Annotated in this window: 18 protein-coding genes and 2 pseudogenes; 15 read left to right on the top strand and 5 right to left on the bottom strand. The window is 40.1% G+C overall.

Going from position 1 to position 21,189, the window contains the following annotated elements; genetic code table 11:
* Positions 1 to 127: 127 nt before the first annotated feature.
* The 4 genes from P4S71_RS07190 to P4S71_RS07175 all read right to left on the bottom strand — a co-directional run bounded on the left by P4S71_RS07190 (position 128) and on the right by P4S71_RS07175 (position 3,374).
* Positions 128 to 523: a hypothetical protein gene (locus tag P4S71_RS07190; RefSeq protein ID WP_337150363.1), complete on the bottom strand. Its 396-nt coding sequence runs from the start codon at positions 521 to 523 to the stop codon at positions 128 to 130.
* Between the two features lie 282 nt (positions 524 to 805).
* Positions 806 to 2,452: a chaperonin GroEL gene (gene groL, locus P4S71_RS07185; RefSeq protein ID WP_337150362.1), complete on the bottom strand. Its 1,647-nt coding sequence runs from the start codon at positions 2,450 to 2,452 to the stop codon at positions 806 to 808.
* Between the two features lie 48 nt (positions 2,453 to 2,500).
* Complete coding sequence (locus tag P4S71_RS07180) at positions 2,501 to 2,788, bottom strand: co-chaperone GroES (RefSeq protein ID WP_096793879.1); 288 nt, start codon at positions 2,786 to 2,788, stop codon at positions 2,501 to 2,503.
* 109 nt (positions 2,789 to 2,897) lie between these two features.
* Positions 2,898 to 3,374 (bottom strand): FxsA family protein, encoded by a 477-nt coding sequence (locus P4S71_RS07175; RefSeq protein WP_337150361.1) that lies wholly within the window; start codon positions 3,372 to 3,374, stop codon positions 2,898 to 2,900.
* 178 nt (positions 3,375 to 3,552) lie between these two features.
* Here P4S71_RS07175 and cutA point away from each other — a divergent pair, with 178 nt between their 5' ends.
* The 15 genes and pseudogenes from cutA (at position 3,553) to P4S71_RS07100 (ending at position 19,104) form a co-directional block, all read left to right on the top strand.
* Positions 3,553 to 3,873: a divalent-cation tolerance protein CutA gene (gene cutA, locus P4S71_RS07170; protein WP_337150360.1), complete on the top strand. Its 321-nt coding sequence runs from the start codon at positions 3,553 to 3,555 to the stop codon at positions 3,871 to 3,873.
* Positions 3,873 to 5,694, top strand: a pseudogene (locus tag P4S71_RS07165) (protein-disulfide reductase DsbD). The gene cutA and the pseudogene P4S71_RS07165 overlap by 1 nt, the downstream one beginning before the upstream one ends.
* A gap of 228 nt (positions 5,695 to 5,922) precedes the next feature.
* Positions 5,923 to 6,375: a type II 3-dehydroquinate dehydratase gene (aroQ, locus tag P4S71_RS07160; RefSeq protein ID WP_007375932.1), complete on the top strand. Its 453-nt coding sequence runs from the start codon at positions 5,923 to 5,925 to the stop codon at positions 6,373 to 6,375.
* A gap of 38 nt (positions 6,376 to 6,413) precedes the next feature.
* The gene (accB, locus tag P4S71_RS07155; protein WP_007375933.1) at positions 6,414 to 6,872 is read left to right on the top strand and encodes an acetyl-CoA carboxylase biotin carboxyl carrier protein; all 459 of its coding nucleotides are present in this window, start codon (positions 6,414 to 6,416) and stop codon (positions 6,870 to 6,872) included.
* 26 nt (positions 6,873 to 6,898) lie between these two features.
* Positions 6,899 to 8,239: an acetyl-CoA carboxylase biotin carboxylase subunit gene (gene accC / locus P4S71_RS07150; RefSeq protein WP_007375934.1), complete on the top strand. Its 1,341-nt coding sequence runs from the start codon at positions 6,899 to 6,901 to the stop codon at positions 8,237 to 8,239.
* 125 nt (positions 8,240 to 8,364) lie between these two features.
* Positions 8,365 to 8,835, top strand: a complete 471-nt coding sequence (tsaE, locus tag P4S71_RS07145) for a tRNA (adenosine(37)-N6)-threonylcarbamoyltransferase complex ATPase subunit type 1 TsaE (RefSeq protein WP_007375935.1) — start codon at positions 8,365 to 8,367, stop codon at positions 8,833 to 8,835.
* A gap of 24 nt (positions 8,836 to 8,859) precedes the next feature.
* Positions 8,860 to 10,203: an N-acetylmuramoyl-L-alanine amidase gene (locus P4S71_RS07140; RefSeq protein WP_033038180.1), complete on the top strand. Its 1,344-nt coding sequence runs from the start codon at positions 8,860 to 8,862 to the stop codon at positions 10,201 to 10,203.
* Between the two features lie 36 nt (positions 10,204 to 10,239).
* On the top strand, positions 10,240 to 12,093 hold the full coding sequence (mutL, locus tag P4S71_RS07135; protein ID WP_337150359.1) for a DNA mismatch repair endonuclease MutL: 1,854 nt from the start codon (positions 10,240 to 10,242) through the stop codon (positions 12,091 to 12,093).
* A gap of 10 nt (positions 12,094 to 12,103) precedes the next feature.
* The gene (gene miaA / locus P4S71_RS07130) at positions 12,104 to 13,021 is read left to right on the top strand and encodes a tRNA (adenosine(37)-N6)-dimethylallyltransferase MiaA (protein ID WP_007375938.1); all 918 of its coding nucleotides are present in this window, start codon (positions 12,104 to 12,106) and stop codon (positions 13,019 to 13,021) included.
* Positions 13,022 to 13,102: 81 nt separating this feature from the next.
* A complete protein-coding gene (hfq, locus tag P4S71_RS07125; RefSeq protein WP_007375939.1) occupies positions 13,103 to 13,366 on the top strand; it encodes an RNA chaperone Hfq in 264 nt (87 codons plus the stop codon).
* Positions 13,367 to 13,381: 15 nt separating this feature from the next.
* Positions 13,382 to 14,671, top strand: coding sequence for a ribosome rescue GTPase HflX (hflX, locus tag P4S71_RS07120; protein ID WP_008138837.1), 1,290 nt, complete (start codon positions 13,382 to 13,384; stop codon positions 14,669 to 14,671).
* Positions 14,672 to 14,771: 100 nt separating this feature from the next.
* Positions 14,772 to 15,941 (top strand): FtsH protease activity modulator HflK, encoded by a 1,170-nt coding sequence (gene hflK, locus P4S71_RS07115; protein ID WP_007375941.1) that lies wholly within the window; start codon positions 14,772 to 14,774, stop codon positions 15,939 to 15,941.
* 5 nt (positions 15,942 to 15,946) lie between these two features.
* Positions 15,947 to 16,825, top strand: coding sequence for a protease modulator HflC (gene hflC / locus P4S71_RS07110; protein ID WP_007375942.1), 879 nt, complete (start codon positions 15,947 to 15,949; stop codon positions 16,823 to 16,825).
* 214 nt (positions 16,826 to 17,039) lie between these two features.
* Entirely contained in the window at positions 17,040 to 18,353 is a 1,314-nt protein-coding gene (locus P4S71_RS07105) for an adenylosuccinate synthase (RefSeq protein WP_007375943.1), read from the top strand.
* 112 nt (positions 18,354 to 18,465) lie between these two features.
* Positions 18,466 to 19,104: a tetratricopeptide repeat protein gene (locus P4S71_RS07100; protein WP_149614005.1), complete on the top strand. Its 639-nt coding sequence runs from the start codon at positions 18,466 to 18,468 to the stop codon at positions 19,102 to 19,104.
* A gap of 69 nt (positions 19,105 to 19,173) precedes the next feature.
* Here P4S71_RS07100 and P4S71_RS07095 read toward each other — a convergent pair.
* Positions 19,174 to 21,019: pseudogene (locus P4S71_RS07095) on the bottom strand (cation:proton antiporter).
* Positions 21,020 to 21,189: the final 170 nt, after the last annotated feature.

Here is a 21,189-nt window from a genome sequence, read left to right as displayed (position 1 = left end):
GCATTATTTTGAATATGCTTATTATCATTACAGATTAATTCAATTGCTTTATTAACAAAAATATCTAAGTTACTTTTGGATCCAGAAATTAAAGCTGCAGAAATAAAATCAATTGAGTCATTTGGATTTAATAAAGCATAAGATAAAATCTGATTTTCCCTACCTTCTTTTTATCACAGTACAATTCAAGACCGCTATTACATGAACGAGCATTGACTTTTAACTCTAGATTTATATAAGTAATGGACCTTACTACATCAGAGACAGGGCTGATTATTGTTGGCAGTATATTGTTAAAAATTTCTAACATAGCGTAAGTGAAACTTTGGTCTTCAGAATCCTTAACTGTTAGAAACTTAGCAATAATATCGACAGAGTTATCATTATGAATAGCGGCTAATTCAGATCCTATGTTTTTAATATCAGTTAAATTCTCAATGTATATTTTATTTAACTCAGTAAAAAACAGCTCACTATCGATTATAGCTAGTAATTTACTTCTGATTTTTTGATTGCAATTCAAATTTCTATCCCTGTTAACTTAAAAAACATTAATGAATCACCCTGCGTCAAGACTTTTCGCTTAGGCTCAAATCCGGTATGTGAAAGCGTGTATTTAATTACCTATACCTCAAGCGGTGAGGAATTAAAACTTTAGAGATTAAAATTTAAAGCACTCAAATCTGACTTCGGATATCGTATTTGATCGTTTGCTATTGGACTTTGGATTCTAATACACTAAAAGCAAAAAACCAGCTGAAGCTGGTTTTTTTATATAAGCGAGGTGCTTAAACGGTGATGTTTATCACATCATGCCGCCCATACCACCCATTCCGCCCATGCCACCCATATCAGCGCCACCAGCTTCATCTTTTGGGATTTCAGCTACCATTGCTTCAGTAGTGATCATTAGACCCGCAATAGACCCTGCAAATTGTAATGCAGAGCGTGTTACTTTAGTTGGATCTAGGATACCCATTTCAATCATGTCGTTGTATTCGCCAGTTGCTGCGTTGTAACCAAAGTTACCGTCGCCGCCTTTAACTGCGTTAATTACAACAGATGCTTCTTCGCCTGCGTTAGTTACGATTTGACGAAGTGGCGCTTCCATCGCACGAAGTGCAACTTTAATACCGTGGTTTTGATCTTCGTTGTCGCCAACTAAATCTACCAGCTTGCTAGCAGCACGTACAAGTGCAACACCGCCGCCAGGTACTACGCCTTCTTCAACCGCTGCACGAGTTGCATTTAATGCATCTTCAACACGGTCTTTTTTCTCTTTCATTTCCATTTCAGTAGCAGCACCTACTTTGATTACTGCAACACCGCCAGCTAATTTAGCCATGCGCTCTTGTAGTTTCTCTTTATCGTAGTCTGATGTTGCTTCTTCGATTTGTGCTTTAATTTGTGAAACACGACCGCTGATACCCGCTTCTTCACCAGCACCATCAATGATAGTTGTATCATCTTTGGTGATGATTACGCGTTTAGCTGTACCTAGGTCTTCAACTGTTGCTTTTTCAAGCTCTAAGCCGATTTCTTCAGAAATTACAGTACCGCCAGTTAATACAGCGATATCTTGTAGCATTGCTTTACGACGGTCGCCAAAACCAGGTGCTTTAACCGCTGATACTTTAACAATACCGCGCATGTTATTAACTACTAATGTAGCTAGTGCTTCGCCTTCAAGGTCTTCTGCGATGATTAGTAGTGGTTTGCTTGCTTTAGCAACCGCTTCTAATGTTGGTAATAATTCACGGATGTTAGATATTTTTTTATCTACAAGTAGAATAAATGGGTTATCTAGTTCAACAGTGCCTTTTTCTGGGCTGTTGATAAAGTAAGGAGATAAGTAACCACGGTCAAACTGCATGCCTTCAACAACATCTAGTTCGTTTTCAAGTGATTGACCTTCTTCTACAGTAATAACACCACTGTTGCGGCCTACTTTTTCCATTGCTTGAGCAATGATATTACCAATCTCTTGATCAGAGTTAGCTGAAATAGTACCTACTTGTGCAATGGCTTTAGTATCAGAACAAGGAACAGATAACGCTTTAAGCTCTGCAACAGCAGCAATAACTGCTTTGTCGATGCCGCGCTTAAGATCCATTGGATTCATGCCTGCTGCAACAGCTTTAAGGCCTTCATTAACAATAGACTGTGCAAGTACTGTAGCGGTAGTTGTACCATCGCCGGCTGCATCATTTGCTTTAGATGCAACTTCTTTAACCATTTGTGCGCCCATGTTCTCAAACTTGTCTTCAAGTTCGATTTCTTTTGCTACAGATACACCATCTTTAGTGATAACTGGAGAGCCAAATGATTTGTCTAGTACAACGTTACGGCCTTTAGGACCTAATGTAACTTTTACTGCGTTTGCCAGGATGTTTACGCCAGTTAGCATTTTAGCGCGTGCGTCACCTGCAAAAAGTACTTCTTTTGCTGCCATGTTTTAAATTCCTCTAAATTCTTAAATGTTTATAAACGAAAAGTAGGTTTAGCCTACAATGCCTAAAATATTATCTTCACGCATGATCAGGTACTCTTGACCTTCGATCTTTTCAACTTTTTCAACATATGAGCCAAATAACACAGTGTCACCGGCTTTAACTTCTAACGCTCTCACGTCACCGTTATCTAAAACGCGACCACTACCTACGGCTACAACTTCTCCGCGAGTTGATTTTTCAGCTGCAGAGCCAGTTAATACAATACCGCCAGCAGATTTTGTTTCTTCTTCTAGACGTTTAACGATTACGCGATCTTGTAAAGGACGAATGTTCATGTTTTTTAGTTCTCCTAACAGTTTCTGAACAGTACAGAAAAAGCTTTTCTAATTTGCATTCATTAATGGGGGTAGAGTGAAAAATTCCAAGAGAAAAAATGATAAATTTTTAATCTTTTCGCTCATATTCACCATCAATAGTGGTCGGCTGGTCCATTTGCTGCTGTTCACGCGATGAATGTGGTTGTTGAGCAAATGGTGATGGCCCTTGTTGCATGCCTGTGCTCATTCTAACAGTTGCTTGGCTAGCAAGGCCTGCTGCCAATTTGTTACGAATGGCAGGGGTTAATAATAGTAGCCCAAATACGTCAGTCATAATGCCAGGAGTAAGTAGTAATACACCTGCAATGATCACACATATTCCGGTAAATAATTCTTTAGCTGGCATTTGCCCTTGTGCCATTTGCGTTTGCACATTTTGTAGTGCACTCATACCTTGTTGTTTAACCATTTTGGCACCTAAAATAGCAGTAATAACAACAAGTGCGATTGTTGCAAACCCACCAATTACGTCGCTTACTTGAATTAGTAAGGCGATTTCGATAATAGGCACGATGATAAACAACACAAATAAAAATCTAAACATAACGCTCTCTAAATAATGACACTCAAAAGAGTTGATGAAATATAAATGAGGGTGACGAGGTCTCTTTTCAAGGTTAGGGCATCGGTATAGTCATTTTACTGATATTTAAGCGTCTACACATTGTATCGGCTATCAGATACTATGAAGCTAGACACTGTTAAATAAGTAAAGGTTCACAATGACTACGCAATTTAAACTGATTTTCACGACCTGCAAAGACGAAGACGAAGCACGTATACTTGCAAGGGCATTAGTTGAGCAAAAGCTTGCTGCTTGTGTAAATATTTTACCCAATGTGGAATCTATTTATATGTGGGAAGGCGAAGTGGCTGAAGCGACTGAAACTAAACTACTTATAAAAACGAAATCAGACAAAATGAACGATGTGTTTGTAACAATAAAAGCAATGCATAGTTATGAAGTTCCAGAGATACAAGTTATTGATGTTGCAACTGGAAACTTAGCCTATTTTAATTGGATGGATGAGGTACTGAATTAATGCGTTTTTTCTTTTTATTATTGGTAACGCTATTAACTGCGCCTGTAAAGGCTACAACTAATAATGTGCTTGGTGATCTCCTTGGGCCTTCGCAACAGACTTTTTACCTGTAGACCAAGCGTTTATGTTTGACTTTGATCAGCAAGGCAGCACCTTGTTTGTAGGTTGGGATATAGCGCCAGACTATTATTTATATAAAAAGAAAATAGAAATTATCGCCAAAGGTGCAAACATTCAAGTAGGCGACTCCGGCAGTGGCGAAATTATTGAAGATGAATTTTTTGGTAAAACAGAGGTTTTTTTAATTCCGCAAGTGTTATTAGTAAGCTAAGTAATGTTACCGACGGTGCCGTTGTTAAAGTGCGTTACCAAGGCTGTGCAAAAGCAGGGCTTTGTTATCCGCCAGAAGTTATTAGCATTCCACTTAGTGTAATTAGTGGCGCGCAGGTTAAAAATGTAGAGCAAAATAACACTACAGATGAAGCAGCTAAAAGTACATTTTCAGCACTTAATGAGCCTGCCACTGAACCTACAACAAATTCGGATGATGCCGAAAAAGAACTTACTTTTACTGAGCAGTTAGCAAGTCAGGGCTTAATAACTAATTTACTCATATTTTTTGCTGTTGGTGTTGGCCTTGCTTTTACGCCATGCGTATTCCCTATGTTTCCTATTTTGTCGAGCTTAATTGCGGGTCAGCAAAACCTTTCAACTAAAAAAGCGTTTGCGTTGTCGTTTGTATATATACAAGGCATGGCAGTTACCTATGCAGCGCTTGGTTTGGTTGTTGCAGCGCTTGGTGGGCAAGTGCAGGGGTATTTACAGCATCCATTTGTGTTAATCAGCTTTAGTTTACTATTTGTATTATTGGCTATGTCGATGTTTGGTTGGTACGAAATAAAACTGCCAAGCAGTATGATGAGCAAGCTAACTCAGGTAAGTAATAATCAAAAAGGCGGCAACTACGTTGGCGTATTTTTAATGGGCGTGCTTTCGGGATTAATAGCATCACCTTGTACTACTGCGCCACTGTCGGCGGCGCTCTTATTTGTTGCGCAAAGTGGTGATTACTTAGTAGGTGGTTTAACACTATACGTGCTTAGTTTAGGAATGGGGTTACCACTTTTATTACTTGGTACATCTGGCGGTAAATTGCTGCCTAAAGCCGGTGGTTGGATGGAGCAAGTTAAAAACTTGTTTGGTTTTGTGATGCTCGTTGTGCCGCTTATATTACTTGGGCGCCTAATCAGCGCCGACATTATATTATTAATGGCAGGTGTGCTTGCATTAGCAACGGCACTTTACCTACATCATTGGCAAAGTAGCCAAACACAAAGCAAGTTAAAAACTGCATTGTGGTTTGCTGCAACGCTATTAGTTATTACAGGCTTTACGTTAACAAAAAACTACTTTTGGCCGGTACAAGCGGTGCAAGTAAGCTCGCAAAGTAATGAGTTTAAAAAGGTGGCTGATTTAGCTGAACTAAAAGAAGCCGTAGCGCAAGCGAGTAATGAAGGTCGAATGGTTATGGTCGACTTATATGCCGACTGGTGTGTGGCGTGTAAAGAGTTTGAGCATTACACGTTTCCAGATGCCAAAGTGCAAAGTGAATTTAGCCATTACCAGCTAATTCAAGTTGATTTAACTAACAGTGACAATAAAACAATTGAGCTAATGGAAGAGTACACCGTGTTTGGTTTACCTAGTATTTTGTTTTTTAATACTCAAGGGCAAGAGCTTAGTATGCAACGAGTGACTGGCTTTTTAAACGCTGATGATTTTGCTAAACACCTAGCTATAGTGCGCGCCAGCGCACAATAATAGTGCAATAGTGCCACCTATACTGATTAAGTGGCACCTTCTTTATTCTTCTGATACCTGTACCCATCACACTGATAAGACCAGTATTTTGCTGCTATTTACGTCGAAATCACTATAATAGTTGGTTAACGTGAGAAATTGTTGCTACATTGCTTTTTCTACTTACTTAAAAGTGAAAAATTAGTTGGTAACCGCTTAACTCATTACTTATAGGATATATCGCGTATTATGGCTGCAAAATTTAACCTTTTAGTTATAAATGGTCCAAATTTAAACATGCTTGGCAAACGTGAACCGGACAAATACGGTTTTCAGACGCTCAGTGAGATTATGAACGAACTAACCAGTGCTGCTGATAGTCTAGATGTTAAGTTAACGCATTTTCAAAGTAATAGTGAGCAAGTACTCATCGAACGAATTCACGATGCTTGGCAAGCGGTTGATTACATAATTATCAACCCAGCTGCATTTACGCATACTAGCGTCGCATTACGTGATGCACTGTTAAGTGTTGATATTCCGTTTTTTGAGGTGCACTTAAGTAACGTGCACGCACGTGAAGCCTTTCGTCATCATTCGTATTTTTCTGATGTGGCACAAGGCGTGATATGTGGATTAGGTGCAATGGGTTATCACGCAGCATTAAATGCAGCAGTTAACCGGTTGCAAAACGCAATTTAATTTTAAATTAACACACAAACTAACAGGCGGGTCGTGTAATGGATATTCGCAAGATAAAGAAGCTTATCGAATTAGTAGAAGAATCAGGTATTGCTGAGCTAGAAATCACTGAAGGTGAAGAATCAGTACGTATTAACCGTAACAATATGAGCGCAGGCCCAGGTTACCCGCAATTTGCTCCACAGCAATATGCACCAGCGCCAGCAGCACCAGTTGCAGCGGCTCCTGTAGCTGTTGAAGCAGCAGCACCAGCTGAGCCTATGGGTCATCAAGTTAAATCACCAATGGTTGGTTCTTTTTACTCAGCTGCGTCCCCTGAAGCGCCAGCATATGTAGAAGTAGGTCAGCAAGTTAAAGTTGGCGATACACTTTGTATTATCGAAGCTATGAAAATGATGAACCAAATTGAATCAGATAAAGCCGGTACAGTAAGAGCTATCTTAGCTGAAAATGGCGAGCCAATAGAATTTGATCAACCTCTATTCATCATTGAATAATAGCGTAACCTAAAAGGCCAACTCTAATGTTAGATAAAGTAGTCATTGCAAACCGAGGTGAAATTGCACTTCGTATATTGCGCGCCTGCAAAGAGCTTGGGATCAAAACGGTTGCTGTGCATTCAACGGCAGATCGCGATCTTAAGCATGTATTGCTTGCAGATGAAACCATCTGTATTGGTAGACCTTCAGCAACTGAAAGTTATTTAGATATTCCGCGCATTATTGCTGCGGCTGAAATAACTGACGCTGTAGCGATTCATCCTGGTTACGGTTTCCTTGCAGAAAATGCTGATTTTGCCGACCAAGTTGAGCAAAGTGGTTTTGTATTTATTGGCCCTCGTGGCGACACTATTCGTCTTATGGGTGATAAAGTGTCTGCTATCGCAGCAATGCGTAAAGCAGGCGTTCCATGTGTTCCAGGCTCTGACGGCCCAGTATCAGATGATAAAGAACGCAACATGCAAATCGCTAAGCGTATCGGTTACCCGGTAATCATCAAAGCTGCTGGTGGCGGTGGTGGTCGTGGTATGCGTGTTGTTCGCAGCGAAGCTGAACTTATTGATTCAATTGCATTAACACAGCAAGAAGCTAAGCAATTCTTTGGTAATAGCATGGTTTACATGGAAAAATTCCTTGAAAACCCACGCCATATCGAAGTTCAAGTATTAGCTGACGGCCAAGGTAATGCAGTTCATTTAGGTGAACGTGACTGTTCTATGCAACGTCGTCACCAAAAAGTAGTTGAAGAAGCGCCAGCACCAGGAATTACTGCTGAAACGCGTAAATTCATTGGCGAGCGCTGTACACGTGCATGTATCGAAATTGGATACCGTGGTGCAGGTACGTTTGAGTTTTTATACGAAAACGGCGAATTTTACTTCATCGAAATGAATACACGTATTCAGGTTGAACACCCTGTTACTGAAATGGTTACTGGTATCGATTTAGTGAAAGAGCAGTTAAAAATTGCAGCGGGTCAACCGTTATCATTCACTCAAGACGACGTTGTTATTCGTGGTCATGCTATTGAGTGCCGTATTAATGCTGAAGATCCTGAAACGTTTATCCCGTCACCGGGTAAAATTACCCGTTTCCATCCAGCGGGTGGTTTAGGTATTCGTTGGGACAGCCATATTTACGCTGACTACACGGTTCCACCACATTACGATTCAATGATTGGTAAGCTAATTACTTACGGTGAAAACCGTGACGTAGCTATTGCTCGCGCGCGCAATGCACTTAACGAGCTAGTAATTGACGGAATTAAAACTAATACTCCTTTGCATAAGAGAATTCTTGCAGATGAAAACTTCCAAAATGGTGGCACTAACATCCACTATCTTGAGAAAAAATTAGGGTTATAATTCTAGCGTTTTAAAAACCGGCTTAGGCCGGTTTTTTTATGCCTGAAACTGCAATTTATCGCCTTAAATAAATATTCTGGTATGATTGGCAAACATGCGCTTTTAAGTAAATTTTTGAGGTAGTAATGACGCGTAGTTTTGAATCACACCTAAATGATGAAGTGGCAACCGTTACTATGGGGAACCAAGTTGCAGCTATTATAGAGCAAGGTGCGGTGATTTATTTACATGGCGATTTAGGAGCTGGTAAAACCACGTTTACCCGTGGCGTAGTGCAAGGCTTTGGCCATACTGGTAAGGTTAAAAGCCCCACATATACGTTAGTAGAACCTTATGAGCTTGAACAAGCAAATGTTTATCATTTTGATTTATACCGTTTAGGCGACCCTGAAGAACTCGAATACATGGGAATACGCGATTATTTTTCAGCAAATGCAATTTGTGTTGTTGAATGGCCTGAAAAAGGTGGCGAATTTATTCCTGTGCCTGATTTAGATATTACCCTAAGCTATGTGGGTAACGAACGTAAAATTGTTATTAATAGTGCGAGTGATCGCGGTGTAGCAATTGTCGAAAAACTAAATAAAAAACAATAAATTAGTGAAGGCAGTAATTATCAAATGAGTCGAGGTGCAGTTAAACTCTTTATTTACCTTATGGTTATTACCATAAGCCTGCCGCTGTGGGCGAAAAATACTATTAATAGCGTACGTGTATGGCCATCACCAGACAGTACGCGTGTGGTGTTTGATTTAAATGACAAGCCCGACTTTAGTTATTTTATGCTAAAAAACCCTAGCCGCTTAGTGGTCGATTTAGAAAATACTAGCGAGTTAAAAATACTGCCAGGTGTACCACCAAAACATCAAATAGTGAGCAAGCTACGCTACTCAAAACCTAAAAATAAGCACAGTGTACGGTTAGTGTTTGAATTAAACGCACCAGTAAAGCCTGTTGTGTTTGCTTTAGCACCTACTGGTCCTTATAAAAATAGACTCGTTGTTGATTTATATAATAAGAGCCAAGCAAAAACTGTTGTATCACCTGCACAAACAGCGGCTAAAAATCGCCAATTAAGTCAAGAACGCGACATTGTTATTGCAATTGATGCAGGCCATGGCGGCGAAGATCCTGGCTCCATAGGTCCATCAGGCACGTACGAAAAAACAGTCACATTGCAAATAGCAAAGCGATTAGAGCGCATGATCGACGGTGAGCGCGGTATGATTTCACGTATGGTACGAAGCGGTGATTATTTTGTAAAACTCAATACGCGTACTAATCGAGCGCGTGAAAAAAAGGCCGATTTTTTTGTTTCTATTCATGCAGATGCATTTACAAGCCCAGGACCAAATGGTGCCTCTGTTTGGGTGTTATCACTAAGGCGTGCTAATTCAGAAATAGGTAAATGGATAGAAGATAAAGAAAAGCACTCTGAGCTTTTAGGTGGTGCTGCTGATGTAATGAAAGATGCCGCTAATGAAAAATATCTAGCACAAGCATTGCTTGATATGTCGATGGACCACTCGATGAAAACTGGCTTAAGTGTAGCCGACGAGGTGGTTAAAGAGTTGCGTAAAGTTGCCAAACTGCATAAAAAAGATCCGCAACACGCGAGCCTTGCTGTACTTAAGTCACCAGACATTCCATCTATTTTGGTAGAAACGGGGTTTATATCTAACCCGCGAGAAGAAAAATTACTTAAAAGCGCTAATCATCAAGAGCGTTTAGCTAAAGCGATATTTACTTCAATTAAAAATTATTATTTAAAAAATCCACCTGATGATTCTTTATTTGCCAAATTAAAGTCGCAATACCCAACAAAACATAAAGTACGCCCTGGAGAGTCTTTGAGTATGTTGGCAAGTCGTTATGGCATTACGGTCAGTAAATTAAAGCAAGTTAATAAACTAAGCTCTAATACTTTATTTATTGGGCAAGAGCTTGATATACCGCAAAGTTAGTCACTATTATCAGCGCAATGTTTGCTAGGAAGTTCCATGAATATTGAAATATTACCCGCGCGTTTAGCCAACCAAATAGCTGCAGGCGAAGTGGTCGAGCGTCCAGCGTCGGTAGTAAAAGAGCTAGTCGAAAATAGTTTAGATGCTGGTGCTAACCGTATTCAAATAGATATAGAGCGCGGCGGTCATAAGCTTATTCGTATTCGTGATAATGGCGCTGGGATAAGTAAAGATGAGCTAACGCTCGCGCTTTCTCGCCACGCAACAAGTAAATTAAAATCACTTGATGACCTTGAAAACATTTGCTCACTTGGCTTTAGAGGGGAAGCACTTGCGTCAATTAGTTCTGTGTCGCGTTTAACGCTGAGCTCAAAACCAAAAGAGCAAGAAGCAGCTTGGCAAGCTTTTGCAGAAGGCCGCGACATGGCCGTGCAAGTAAAGCCAGTAGCGCACCCCGATGGCACAACCATTGAAGTAAAAGATTTATTTTTTAATACTCCAGCACGTCGTAAATTTTTACGCACCGAAAAAACTGAATTTAACCATATTGATGAGTTGATAAAGCGTATTGCGCTTAGTCGCTTTGATGTCTCTATTACACTAACTCACAACGAAAAAGTAGTAAGGCAGTATCGTGCCAAAACTGATCCCTCTCAGGCTATAACACGCGTAGCACAAGTTGCAGGCAAGGCCTTTGCCGAGCAAGGTTTGCATATTCAATCAGGAGAAGGCGGTTTACAGTTGCATGGTTGGGTGCTGCCTGTAGGCTCAGCGAATACTACTCAGTACACTTATGTGAATAATCGCATGATGCGCGATAAGCTTATTTTACATGCGATACGCCAAGCGTTTGAAGAGGTGAGTGGGACACAAGAGCTACCTGGGTTTGTTATTTATATTGATATTGACCCACGACAGGTCGATGTAAATGTTCACCCTGCTAAGCATGAAGTGCGTTTTCATCAAGGGCGATTAATTCATGATTTTATATTGCAAGCTATTAAGCAAGTAGTCGTGCCATTACAAGGGGAGTTTACTAGCGAGTCAGTAAGCACTGAAACTGAATTTCCTTCTGTGCTCACAAGCCCAACAGATAGTAGCGGTAATAATATAGAGAGCGATGGAGTATTTGATTACCCTAAATCGCAACTACAGCCTTCTTATTCTGGAACGACAGGTAGTTCGTCATCAGGCACACGAAGTGGCGTGGGGAGTGGGACATATCGCGCTACATCAAGTGCGAATCATCATGATGTAAATGCATTTTATCAAGGTGTGAGTGAGCAACACGCTGCGCATTTTGACAATGCAGTAAACATACCCGCTGTACAACAGCCGTTAGAGCCAGCACAAACGCATAATACTTTACAGATGGTTTCTATCATTAGTGTTAATGAAGGTGCGTGTGTATTTAGTGCAGAGCAGCAATTGTATTGCTCACATTTCAAATATGTATTAGTGGATGATTGGCATAATCAAATTAAAGAGTTCGGAAGTTTAGAAGGGAAAGCCCTTTTGTTACCTGTGCGGGTAAGCCTAGACAAAGAAGATTGCTTGCTTATAAAGGCTCAGCAATCGTGGTTTACATTACTTGGTTTTGAACTCGTAATAGAAAAACAGTTTGTAATGGTTAAAAAATTACCAGCGTGTTTATATTTACTTGATGTAAGTACAGCAATAGGTGAGCTGCTTGATGCATGTAAAGCGGGACTCGAAAATATAGAGAACTGGTTAGCGTGGCAGATGAAATGTGTACCAACTCGATTTTATTTGAGCAATGTATTTTTAGCGCAACAAATACGCTTACAAAATAATCCGCAAACTATTGAACGCTTACGCGAAAAAGCAGTTAAAATAGAGTTAAATCACTATTTAACGCAATTAGATTAAGGTATCAGTGTTGAGTAATTTACCAGTTATATTTTTAATGGGTCCAACTGCTGCTGGTAAAACAGCATTGGCTATCTCACTGTGCGAGCATTTAAATACAGAAATAATCAGCGTTGATTCAGCGTTAGTGTATAAAGATATGAACATTGGAACTGCAAAACCCGATGCAGAAGAACTTGTTAAAGCTCCACATCATTTAATTGATCTACTTGACCCGAGTGAAACGTATTCAGTTGCAGATTTTAGGCGCGATGCAGTGCAAAAAATTGACGAATTCCATAGACAAGGTAAAGTGCCTGTATTGGTTGGGGGTACAATGTTGTACTTCAAATCTTTAATTGATGGTTTATCGCCTTTGCCTGAAGCAGATGCAGTAATAAGAGCAGAATTAGAAGCACAAGCTAAAGAATTTGGCTGGCCTCATTTATATAAAGAATTAGCTAAAGTTGACCCTAAAGCAGCTGAAAAAATGAGTGAAAATGATTCACAAAGAATTAATCGCGCTTTAGAAGTTTACCGATTAACTGGTAAAACCATGACTGAGTTGCAAAAGCAAAAACAGCCACCTTTACCTTATACTTTTCATCAATTTGCGATTGCACCGCAAGAACGCAGTGAATTACATGCGCGAATTGAAGAAAGGTTTAAAATAATGATTGATCAGGGGTTTGAAAATGAAGTTTCGACCCTATATCTACGTAAGGATTTACACCCCAATATGCCTTCTATTCGTTGTGTAGGTTATAGACAAATGTGGGATTACCTTGCGGGTGAGATAGACCATGATGAAATGGTTTTTCGCGGCATCGCTGCTACACGTCAATTGGCCAAACGTCAATTAACTTGGTTGAGAAGCTGGCCTGATGTTACTTGGTTAACAACAGGTGATGAAGAAAACTTGCATCGTGTAGTAAGTTCGCTAAGCTAGTAGTAGTTGAACAAAATTTAGCTTTGTTAAATAAGTTCAGCCACTTAATTATAATAACACCTAGAACGAAGGAATAATAACATGGCAAAAGGCCAATCGTTACAAGACCCATTTTTGAATGCACTACGTCGTGAGCGCATTCCAGTATCAATCTTTTTGGTAAATGGCATAAAATTACAAGGTAAAATTCAGTCATTTGACCAATTTGTTATTTTACTTGAAAACACTGTAAACCAAATGGTGTATAAACACGCAATTTCAACAGTTGTACCTGCTCGCGCAGTCAACTTCCAAGGTGTTCAAGGGGATGAGAGCACTGAAGAGCCAGAAGCTGGAAATTTTTAATTAGGAGCATAATGCTTGTTTGACCGCTATGAATCCGGCGAACAGGCAATTTTAGTTCATATCGACTTACCTAAAGAAGGAGATCGTGAAGATCTTCATGAATTAGAAATGTTGGTATCCTCTGCTGGTGTTAGTAGTTTGGCGGTTGTGCAAGGCAGCCGTCAAGCACCACATCCGAAACTATTCGTCGGTACCGGTAAAGCAGAAGAAATAGCTGAAATTGTCAAAATCCACAATGCAGATGTCGTTATTTTTAATCATCAACTTAGACCGTCACAAGAGCGTAACTTAGAGCGCGTTTGTGAGTGTCGTGTACTTGATAGAACGACGCTAATTCTTGATATTTTTGCCCAACGTGCACGTACCCATGAAGGTAAGCTGCAGGTTGAATTGGCACAACTTCGCCATATGTCAACTCGATTAATTCGAGGCTGGACCCATCTTGAACGTCAAAAAGGCGGGATTGGTTTGCGTGGGCCAGGTGAAACCCAACTTGAAACCGACAGACGATTACTTCGTGCTCGTATTCAAAATATTCGTGCGCGTTTGGCTAAAGTAGCTGTACAGCGCGAACAAGGTAGGCGAGCTCGTACGCGTAATGAAATACCTACTGTATCGTTAGTGGGTTACACGAATGCGGGTAAATCTACGTTATTTAATCGTATTACACACTCAGACGTATATGCGGCCGATCAGTTGTTTGCAACGCTTGATCCAACTTTACGTAAGCTTGAATTAGGTGATGTTGGCCCCGTTATTTTAGCGGATACGGTTGGTTTTATTCGTCATTTACCGCATGACTTAGTCGCGGCTTTTAAAGCAACGCTTACTGAAACACGTGAAGCTGATTTACAGCTACATGTAATTGACGCAGCAGACTCTCGTCTTCAAGAAAATATTGAACAAGTACAATCTGTGCTTAAAGAAATTGAAGCCGATGAAGTACCACAACTATTAATTTATAATAAAATTGATGCGCTAGATAACGTAGCTCCCCGTATTGATCGCGATGACGAAGGACAACCTATAAGGGTGTGGCTTAGCGCCCAGACTGGTGAAGGCTGTGAATTACTTAGTGAGGCCATTAGTGAGTTACTTGCTAAGAAAATGTTTAACGAAACCTTATTTCTTACGCCATTGTATGGTCGCCTAAGGGCTGCATTATTTAGTTTAAATGCAGTGCATGAAGAGCGATTTGATGATCAAGGTAATTGGCTGTTAGATGTTAGAATGCCTATGGTTGAGTGGAATCGTTTAATTAAAGAATTTGGTCCTGAAATTGCTGGTTTTATCAGCCGTAATTAAAAATTGACGTTTAAATGTCGGTTTTTGTATGAGAAATGCGGTAGATTTGTTAGATTTAACACAATTTCCTAATTTATTTAGATAACAATGGAGTATAGCTATGGCCTGGAATGAACCGGGTAATAATGGCAATGACAAAGATCCGTGGAATAATAAAGGCGGACGTGATCAAGGCCCACCTGATTTAGACGAGGTGTTCCGTAAATTTAGTAACAAGTTCGGCGGCTTATTTGGCGGGAAAAAATCCGGCAATGGTAGCGGTGGTGGACTTGGCGGAGCCGGTATTTCATTTATACTTATTATCGCCGTTATTGTATGGGCGTTAAGTGGTATTTACACGGTAAAAGAAGCCGAGCGTGGTGTGGTTCTTCAATTTGGCAAATATGACCGAATTGCAGATCCAGGTCTGCGTTGGAAAATGACGTTTATTGAAACAGTGATCCCAGTCGATATTGAAGCAGTTCGTTCACTATCAGCTACTGGCTTTATGTTAACTGAAGACGAAAATGTAGTAAGCGTTGAGTTTCAGGTGCAATACCGAGTTATTGACCCATACCTTTACAAATTTAGTGTAACTAATGCTGATAGCAGTTTAGAAGAAGCTTTAGATAGTGCACTGCGCTATGTTGTGGGCCATGCCAAAATGGACCAAGTTTTGACTAATGGCCGTGAGGTTGTTCGTCAAAATACATGGGATGAGCTTAATAAGATTATCGAACCATATAACTTGGGTTTAATTGTAACTGACGTTAACTTTAAAGATTCTCGTCCGCCAACTGAAGTTAAAGATGCATTTGATGATGCAATTGCTGCACAAGAAGATGAAGAACGTTTCATTCGTGAAGCAGAGGCCTACGCCCGTGAAATTGAGCCTCGTGCACGTGGTCAAGTAACACGTATGACGCAGGAAGCTGAAGGTTACCAAGAGCGTATAACTTTAGAAGCACAGGGTGAAGTGGCTCGGTTTGAAAAGTTATTACCTGAATATCAAGCAGCTAAAGAAGTTACTCGTGAGCGCTTATACATTGATGCAATGGAAGAAGTGTTAGGGAGTAGTTCTAAAGTATTGGTTGATGTTAAAGGTGGTAATAACATGATTTATTTACCGCTTGATAAGATCATGGATAAGCAAGGCACAGCAACACGTGTTGCTCTACCAAGCTCAAGTGATATTCAAGATTTACGTAATAAAGTGAATACATCACGCAATAGCACTGTTAATGGTGGTAATGACCGCTTTAACAATGATCGCTTTAATGAAGGGAGATAAGCATAATGAAAAACTTTAGTTTAGTAATACTATTAGCTGCCATTGTGATGTCTTTCTCGTCAGTTTTTGTTGTACCTGAAGGGCAAAAAGCAATTGTTTTGCTATTTAGCAAAGTACAAAAAGACAGTGAAGACAGTGCTGTTGTTTACAGCCCTGGTTTACACTTTAAAGTACCATTTTTTAGCCAAGTACGACGTATTGATGCGCGTATTCAAACATTAGATGGTACGCCAGACCGCTTTGTTACAAGTGAAAAGAAAGACTTAATTGTTGATTCATTTGTAAAATGGCGTGTAAACGATTTTAGCACTTTTTACTTACGTGCTCGTGGCGATAAGCAATATGCTGAAACGTTACTTGAACAAAAAGTAAATAATGGCTTGCGTACTAACTTTGGTACGCGAACTATTCGCGAAATTGTATCAGGTGAGCGTAGCGAGTTAATGGAAGAGGCGTTAGTACAAGCTTCTGAAAGTGCACGCGAGTTAGGTATTGAAGTGCTCGACGTACGCGTTAAGCAAATTAACCTACCTCAAGAAGTCAGTAGCTCTATTTATCAACGTATGCGCGCTGAGCGTACTGCCGTTGCAAAAGAGCATCGTTCTGAAGGTCAAGAAAAAGCTGAAACTATTCGTGCCGGTGTCGATCGCCGTGTAACGGTTATGCTTGCTGATGCAGAGCGTAATTCTCGTTCTGTACGTGGTCAAGGTGATGCAGACGCTGCTGGGATTTATGCAAATGCATATAATAAAGACCCTGAGTTCTTTAGTTTTGTACGCTCGTTAGAAGCATATAAAAAGACTTTTAAAAATAAGCAAGACGTTATGGTGCTTTCACCAGATAGCGACTTCTTCCAATATATGAAAGGTGCTAAAGCTCAATAAGCTTTGCATTAAGTATTTAAAAAGTTAAAAGCCTCGCATTTGCGGGGCTTTTTGTTAATGGGTATTTAATAGTTTAAATTACTGTTATTTATGTGGTTATTAGCTATCGTTTAGGTTTAAAAAAACTACGCGGAAAAAATAAGCTGAACAGGGGTGATCTTTACTTTAGTTTTCTGGTAAAATCTCGTCCTAATTTTCTCTAAGTGAATTTACAATGGGTAAAAACGTTGTTGTATTAGGCACCCAATGGGGTGACGAAGGTAAGGGTAAGGTAGTTGACCTCCTTACGGACAAAGCATCTTTAGTAGTTCGTTATCAAGGTGGCCACAATGCGGGTCATACTTTAGTTATCGAAGGTGAAAAGACGGTTCTACACCTTATTCCATCGGGTGTATTACGTGACAATGTTAAATGTGTGATTGGTAATGGTGTAGTTTTATCACCAGAAGCGCTAATGAGAGAAATTGGCATGCTTGAAGAGCGCGGCGTACCAGTACGCGAGCGTCTTTTAATAAGCGAAGCATGTCCACTAATCTTGCCTTTCCATGTTGCATTAGATGTAGCCCGCGAAACTGCTCGTGGCGATAAGCCAATTGGAACTACCGGTCGTGGTATCGGTCCAGCGTACGAAGATAAAGTGGCGCGCCGTGGTTTACGTGTAGGTGACTTGTTTAATCCGGAATTATTTGCAACTAAATTAAAAGAAGTTCTTGAATACCATAACTTCACTTTAGTTAACTACTACAAAGTAGATGCTGTAGATTTCCAAAAAACGTTTGATGATGCAATGGCTGTTGCTGATATCTTAAAAGCAATGGTTGTAGATGTAACTGAGCTTTTAGATCAAACGCGTTTAGCAGGCGAAAACATTTTATTTGAAGGTGCACAAGGTACGTTACTTGATATCGATCACGGTACTTACCCTTATGTAACGTCTTCAAATACTACCGCTGGTGGCGTTGCGACGGGTGCAGGTTTTGGTCCATTAAACCTTGATTACGTTCTAGGTATTATTAAAGCGTACACGACACGTGTTGGTTCAGGTCCTTTCCCTACAGAACTTTACGATGGTCTTGATAAACAAGATCCAGTTGGTAAGCATTTAGGCGATAAAGGCCATGAGTTTGGCGCAACAACAGGTCGACTTCGTCGTACTGGTTGGTTAGATGCAGTGGCTATGCGCCGTGCAGTTCAAATCAACAGTATTTCAGGTTTTTGTTTAACTAAGCTTGACGTTTTAGATGGTTTAGAAACACTTAAAATCTGTATTGGTTACAAGCTCGAAGATGGTACAGTTACTAACGTAACGCCATTAGCAGCTGAAGGTTACGATAAAGTAACACCAGTATACGAAGAGATGCCAGGTTGGTCAGAGAACACAGTTGGTGTAACAAGTCTTGACGGTTTACCAAAAGCTGCAATTGACTACATCAAGCGTATTGAAGAAATTACAGGTGTTCCAATTGATATTATTTCTACAGGCCCAGATCGTGTAGAGACTATGGTACTTCGCAACCCGTTTGCGTAATTACTATTAGATTAAAAAAAGCTGCCTAGTGCAGCTTTTTTTGTGCCTAAAATTCACTTTGGAACGATCTTTGTATAGTATTTTGTAGATATCATTTTTATATGTGGCGAATATGCGTTTATTATTTTGTAATTCAATGTTGGCAATATCGCTAACATCACTCTCTTTACTCATAACTGGCAATAGCTTAGCTGAGGAAACGTCTGCTGCTGTGCCGTTGTACACTGAGCCTGAGTTGATTGCATTGATAAATAAAAATGTCCATTTACAGCGCGTAAAGGCTGATGATTGCCAGTTAGTGCAAGATATAGAAGCACGAGCCAATAAAATGGCGTTACCGTCTTATCAGTTTTTATATGGCGATATGCTGGCTTATAACGTATGCGTTGATCGAAATGTAGAGTTAGGTGTGTATTATATGCGTAAAGCTGCTCAGCAGGGCTTAGCGGCGGCATTAGAGCAACTAGGACGTTACTACGACACTGGCCGATTAGTGCAACAAGATAAAGCGATGGCAATTACGTATTTACGTGAAGCTTCATCGCAAGGCAATTTAAAAGCTCAGTTGCGCTTGGTTAAATTATTTAATGATGGCTTTGGTAGTCCGCGAGACTTTGAAGATGCGTATCGATGGTTGTTTAACTCTATGGTAGCAGATAAAGCAACCCATCAAAAAATTGAACAATCACTTACTCAATTAGCTGAAAAAATGCCAGCAAGTGTGGTTGCTCGAGCTCGTCTTCCTATTTAATGGCTTTAAAAAACAAAACCCTAACTTTTTAAGTTAGGGTTTTTTAGTTTTTACAGACTGTAAAAGTATTTAACTGTCTTCTTTAGCCTTTGTTTGCGGGTCTTTTAAAACTGACATTTTAGGCGGCTGTAATGCAACAACGCGTTCGCCTTCTTGCGGCGGTTTTTCCATGTTGATTGTAAACGGTCTGAGCTTAATTGGTGTATCCTCATCACTGTCTTTATCACCAATGAGAATAAACAGTGGTATAGCCTCAGGGTTCATTTCTAGATATTGCTCCCAGCTAAATTCATCAGAAATACGTGTTGAACTAACTTTACCACCTTTAGCTATAATGCTGCTTAAGCGCGCATATGACCCTTCGTCACCAAAAAGTATTTGTCGTGATAAAAACGTTGCGCTGTCTTTATTTGCTTTTGCGTGCGACGTTGAAGAGCGCAATGAGAATACATTTTTCTCATTAAGTAAGTGAGAAAAATATTGGACGCCCAACGCGTTGTGATGACGATTAGGTGAGAGTGCTAGTACACTGCGAATAGTAGTTAGTGGTAAATAGCGTTCGGCGTGCTCCGATTGCGGGTTACCGTAATAACACGCTAAGCCATCCATACGTGCCATTCTACAGTTTTCCCATGCTGGGTCTGATAAATGAACAGGAATATTTTGATCTTTTAAGCCTCGGCCAATGGCACGTGCAACATGGTTTGCACCAATAATCAAAATCGTATTTGGCGACGGTTGGCGTACACCCAAAAGTTTAGCAACAGGAATCGCAGTTAAGCTCTGTAGTACAACGGTAATTATAATTACTGTAAATATGAGAGGTACCATTTTTTCAGCATCAGCAACACCAGACTCCATCATACTAAGCGCAAATACCGACCCAACGGCAGCGGCGACTATACCGCGTGGAGCTATCCAAGCAAGTACCAAGCGAGACTTCATTGGTAGGTCAGTACCAAAGGTCGAAATAGCAATACATAATGGGCGTGCAACAAAAAGTACGATGGCTAAAAATATAAATACATCGCTGTCGAGCATCATTAAATCAGAGAGCTGTAAGCGTGCTGCAAGTAAAATAAACAGCGTTGATATTAATATCATCGACAAGTCTTCTTTGAACTCCAGTACAGAATCTATTTCTAAATCGTCTTGGTTAGCAAGCCAAATGCCAAATACTGTCACAGCTAAAAGACCCGATTCATGGCTTAAATAGTTTGATACAGAAAAACTAATGAGTACTAACGCTAAAATTCCAAACTTATGTAATTCAAATGGTAGCCATTCGCGGCGCATTAATAGTGTTGTTAGCCAGCCTGCAGCAACACCAATACTTAAACCAACGCCGAGGGTTTTAACTAAAGCAATAATAGTGTGGCTAAATACTTCGCCTTGGCCTACAAGCATTACGGCTTCAAATACTAATACAGCAAACAATGCGCCGATTGGGTCTATTACAATACCTTCCCAGCGTAGTATGCGGTCAATGTCTTGTGTTGGGCGCATTGAGTTTAATAGCGGTGCTATCACAGTAGGGCCTGTTACAACTAACACTGCACCTAATACTGCAGCTACACGCCAATTAAGCTCAAGTAACCAATAGGCGCTTAGGCTAATAATAATACAGGTAGTAAGCATGCCGATTGAGCAAAGGTTTCTTACAACTTTTCCAATCCCTTTTAATTCTCTGAAATGCAGAGTAAGAGAACCTTCAAATAAAATGATTGCAACGCTTAGTGATACAACTGGAAACAGTAAATCACCTAACAATGCATCAGGGTCTAAAACACCACTAAATGGCCCAAGTAAAAGACCAGTAAGCAATAAAAAGAATAGCGGGTACTCTAAATGCCCACGCGACCCACTGGGCAAGTACAGAGCAAAGTGCGATACCGGCTATATAAATTGCTGACATAGATTAAGAATTCCTTATTTATGACGATATATTTTAAAAGTATAACTTTTGTTAATTATTAATACAGGGGTATACACGGGAAATTCAAATATTACTAATCAATTTTAGCTGCTAATAAAAGATTAGTGATCTTTAATTTTGGATCTTGGATGCAAAGACTTTATAAAAGC

The sequence above is a fragment of the Pseudoalteromonas sp. B62 genome, from assembly GCF_037162565.1.
Taxonomy (GTDB): domain Bacteria; phylum Pseudomonadota; class Gammaproteobacteria; order Enterobacterales; family Alteromonadaceae; genus Pseudoalteromonas; species Pseudoalteromonas fuliginea.
The sequence above is the reverse complement of the archived record's forward strand: the minus strand, read 5'-3'. Positions and strand labels throughout refer to the sequence as shown.

Coding starts and splice junctions, on each gene's coding strand:
- groL (WP_337150362.1), bottom strand. CDS start 2,452: ATGGCAGCAAAAGAAGTACTTTTTGCAGGTGACGCACGCGCTAAAATG.
- P4S71_RS07180 (WP_096793879.1), bottom strand. CDS start 2,788: ATGAACATTCGTCCTTTACAAGATCGCGTAATCGTTAAACGTCTAGAA.
- P4S71_RS07175 (WP_337150361.1), bottom strand. CDS start 3,374: ATGTTTAGATTTTTATTTGTGTTGTTTATCATCGTGCCTATTATCGAA.
- cutA (WP_337150360.1), top strand. CDS start 3,553: ATGACTACGCAATTTAAACTGATTTTCACGACCTGCAAAGACGAAGAC.
- aroQ (WP_007375932.1), top strand. CDS start 5,923: ATGGCTGCAAAATTTAACCTTTTAGTTATAAATGGTCCAAATTTAAAC.
- accB (WP_007375933.1), top strand. CDS start 6,414: ATGGATATTCGCAAGATAAAGAAGCTTATCGAATTAGTAGAAGAATCA.
- accC (WP_007375934.1), top strand. CDS start 6,899: ATGTTAGATAAAGTAGTCATTGCAAACCGAGGTGAAATTGCACTTCGT.
- tsaE (WP_007375935.1), top strand. CDS start 8,365: ATGACGCGTAGTTTTGAATCACACCTAAATGATGAAGTGGCAACCGTT.
- P4S71_RS07140 (WP_033038180.1), top strand. CDS start 8,860: ATGAGTCGAGGTGCAGTTAAACTCTTTATTTACCTTATGGTTATTACC.
- mutL (WP_337150359.1), top strand. CDS start 10,240: ATGAATATTGAAATATTACCCGCGCGTTTAGCCAACCAAATAGCTGCA.
- hfq (WP_007375939.1), top strand. CDS start 13,103: ATGGCAAAAGGCCAATCGTTACAAGACCCATTTTTGAATGCACTACGT.
- hflK (WP_007375941.1), top strand. CDS start 14,772: ATGGCCTGGAATGAACCGGGTAATAATGGCAATGACAAAGATCCGTGG.
- hflC (WP_007375942.1), top strand. CDS start 15,947: ATGAAAAACTTTAGTTTAGTAATACTATTAGCTGCCATTGTGATGTCT.
- P4S71_RS07105 (WP_007375943.1), top strand. CDS start 17,040: ATGGGTAAAAACGTTGTTGTATTAGGCACCCAATGGGGTGACGAAGGT.
- P4S71_RS07100 (WP_149614005.1), top strand. CDS start 18,466: ATGCGTTTATTATTTTGTAATTCAATGTTGGCAATATCGCTAACATCA.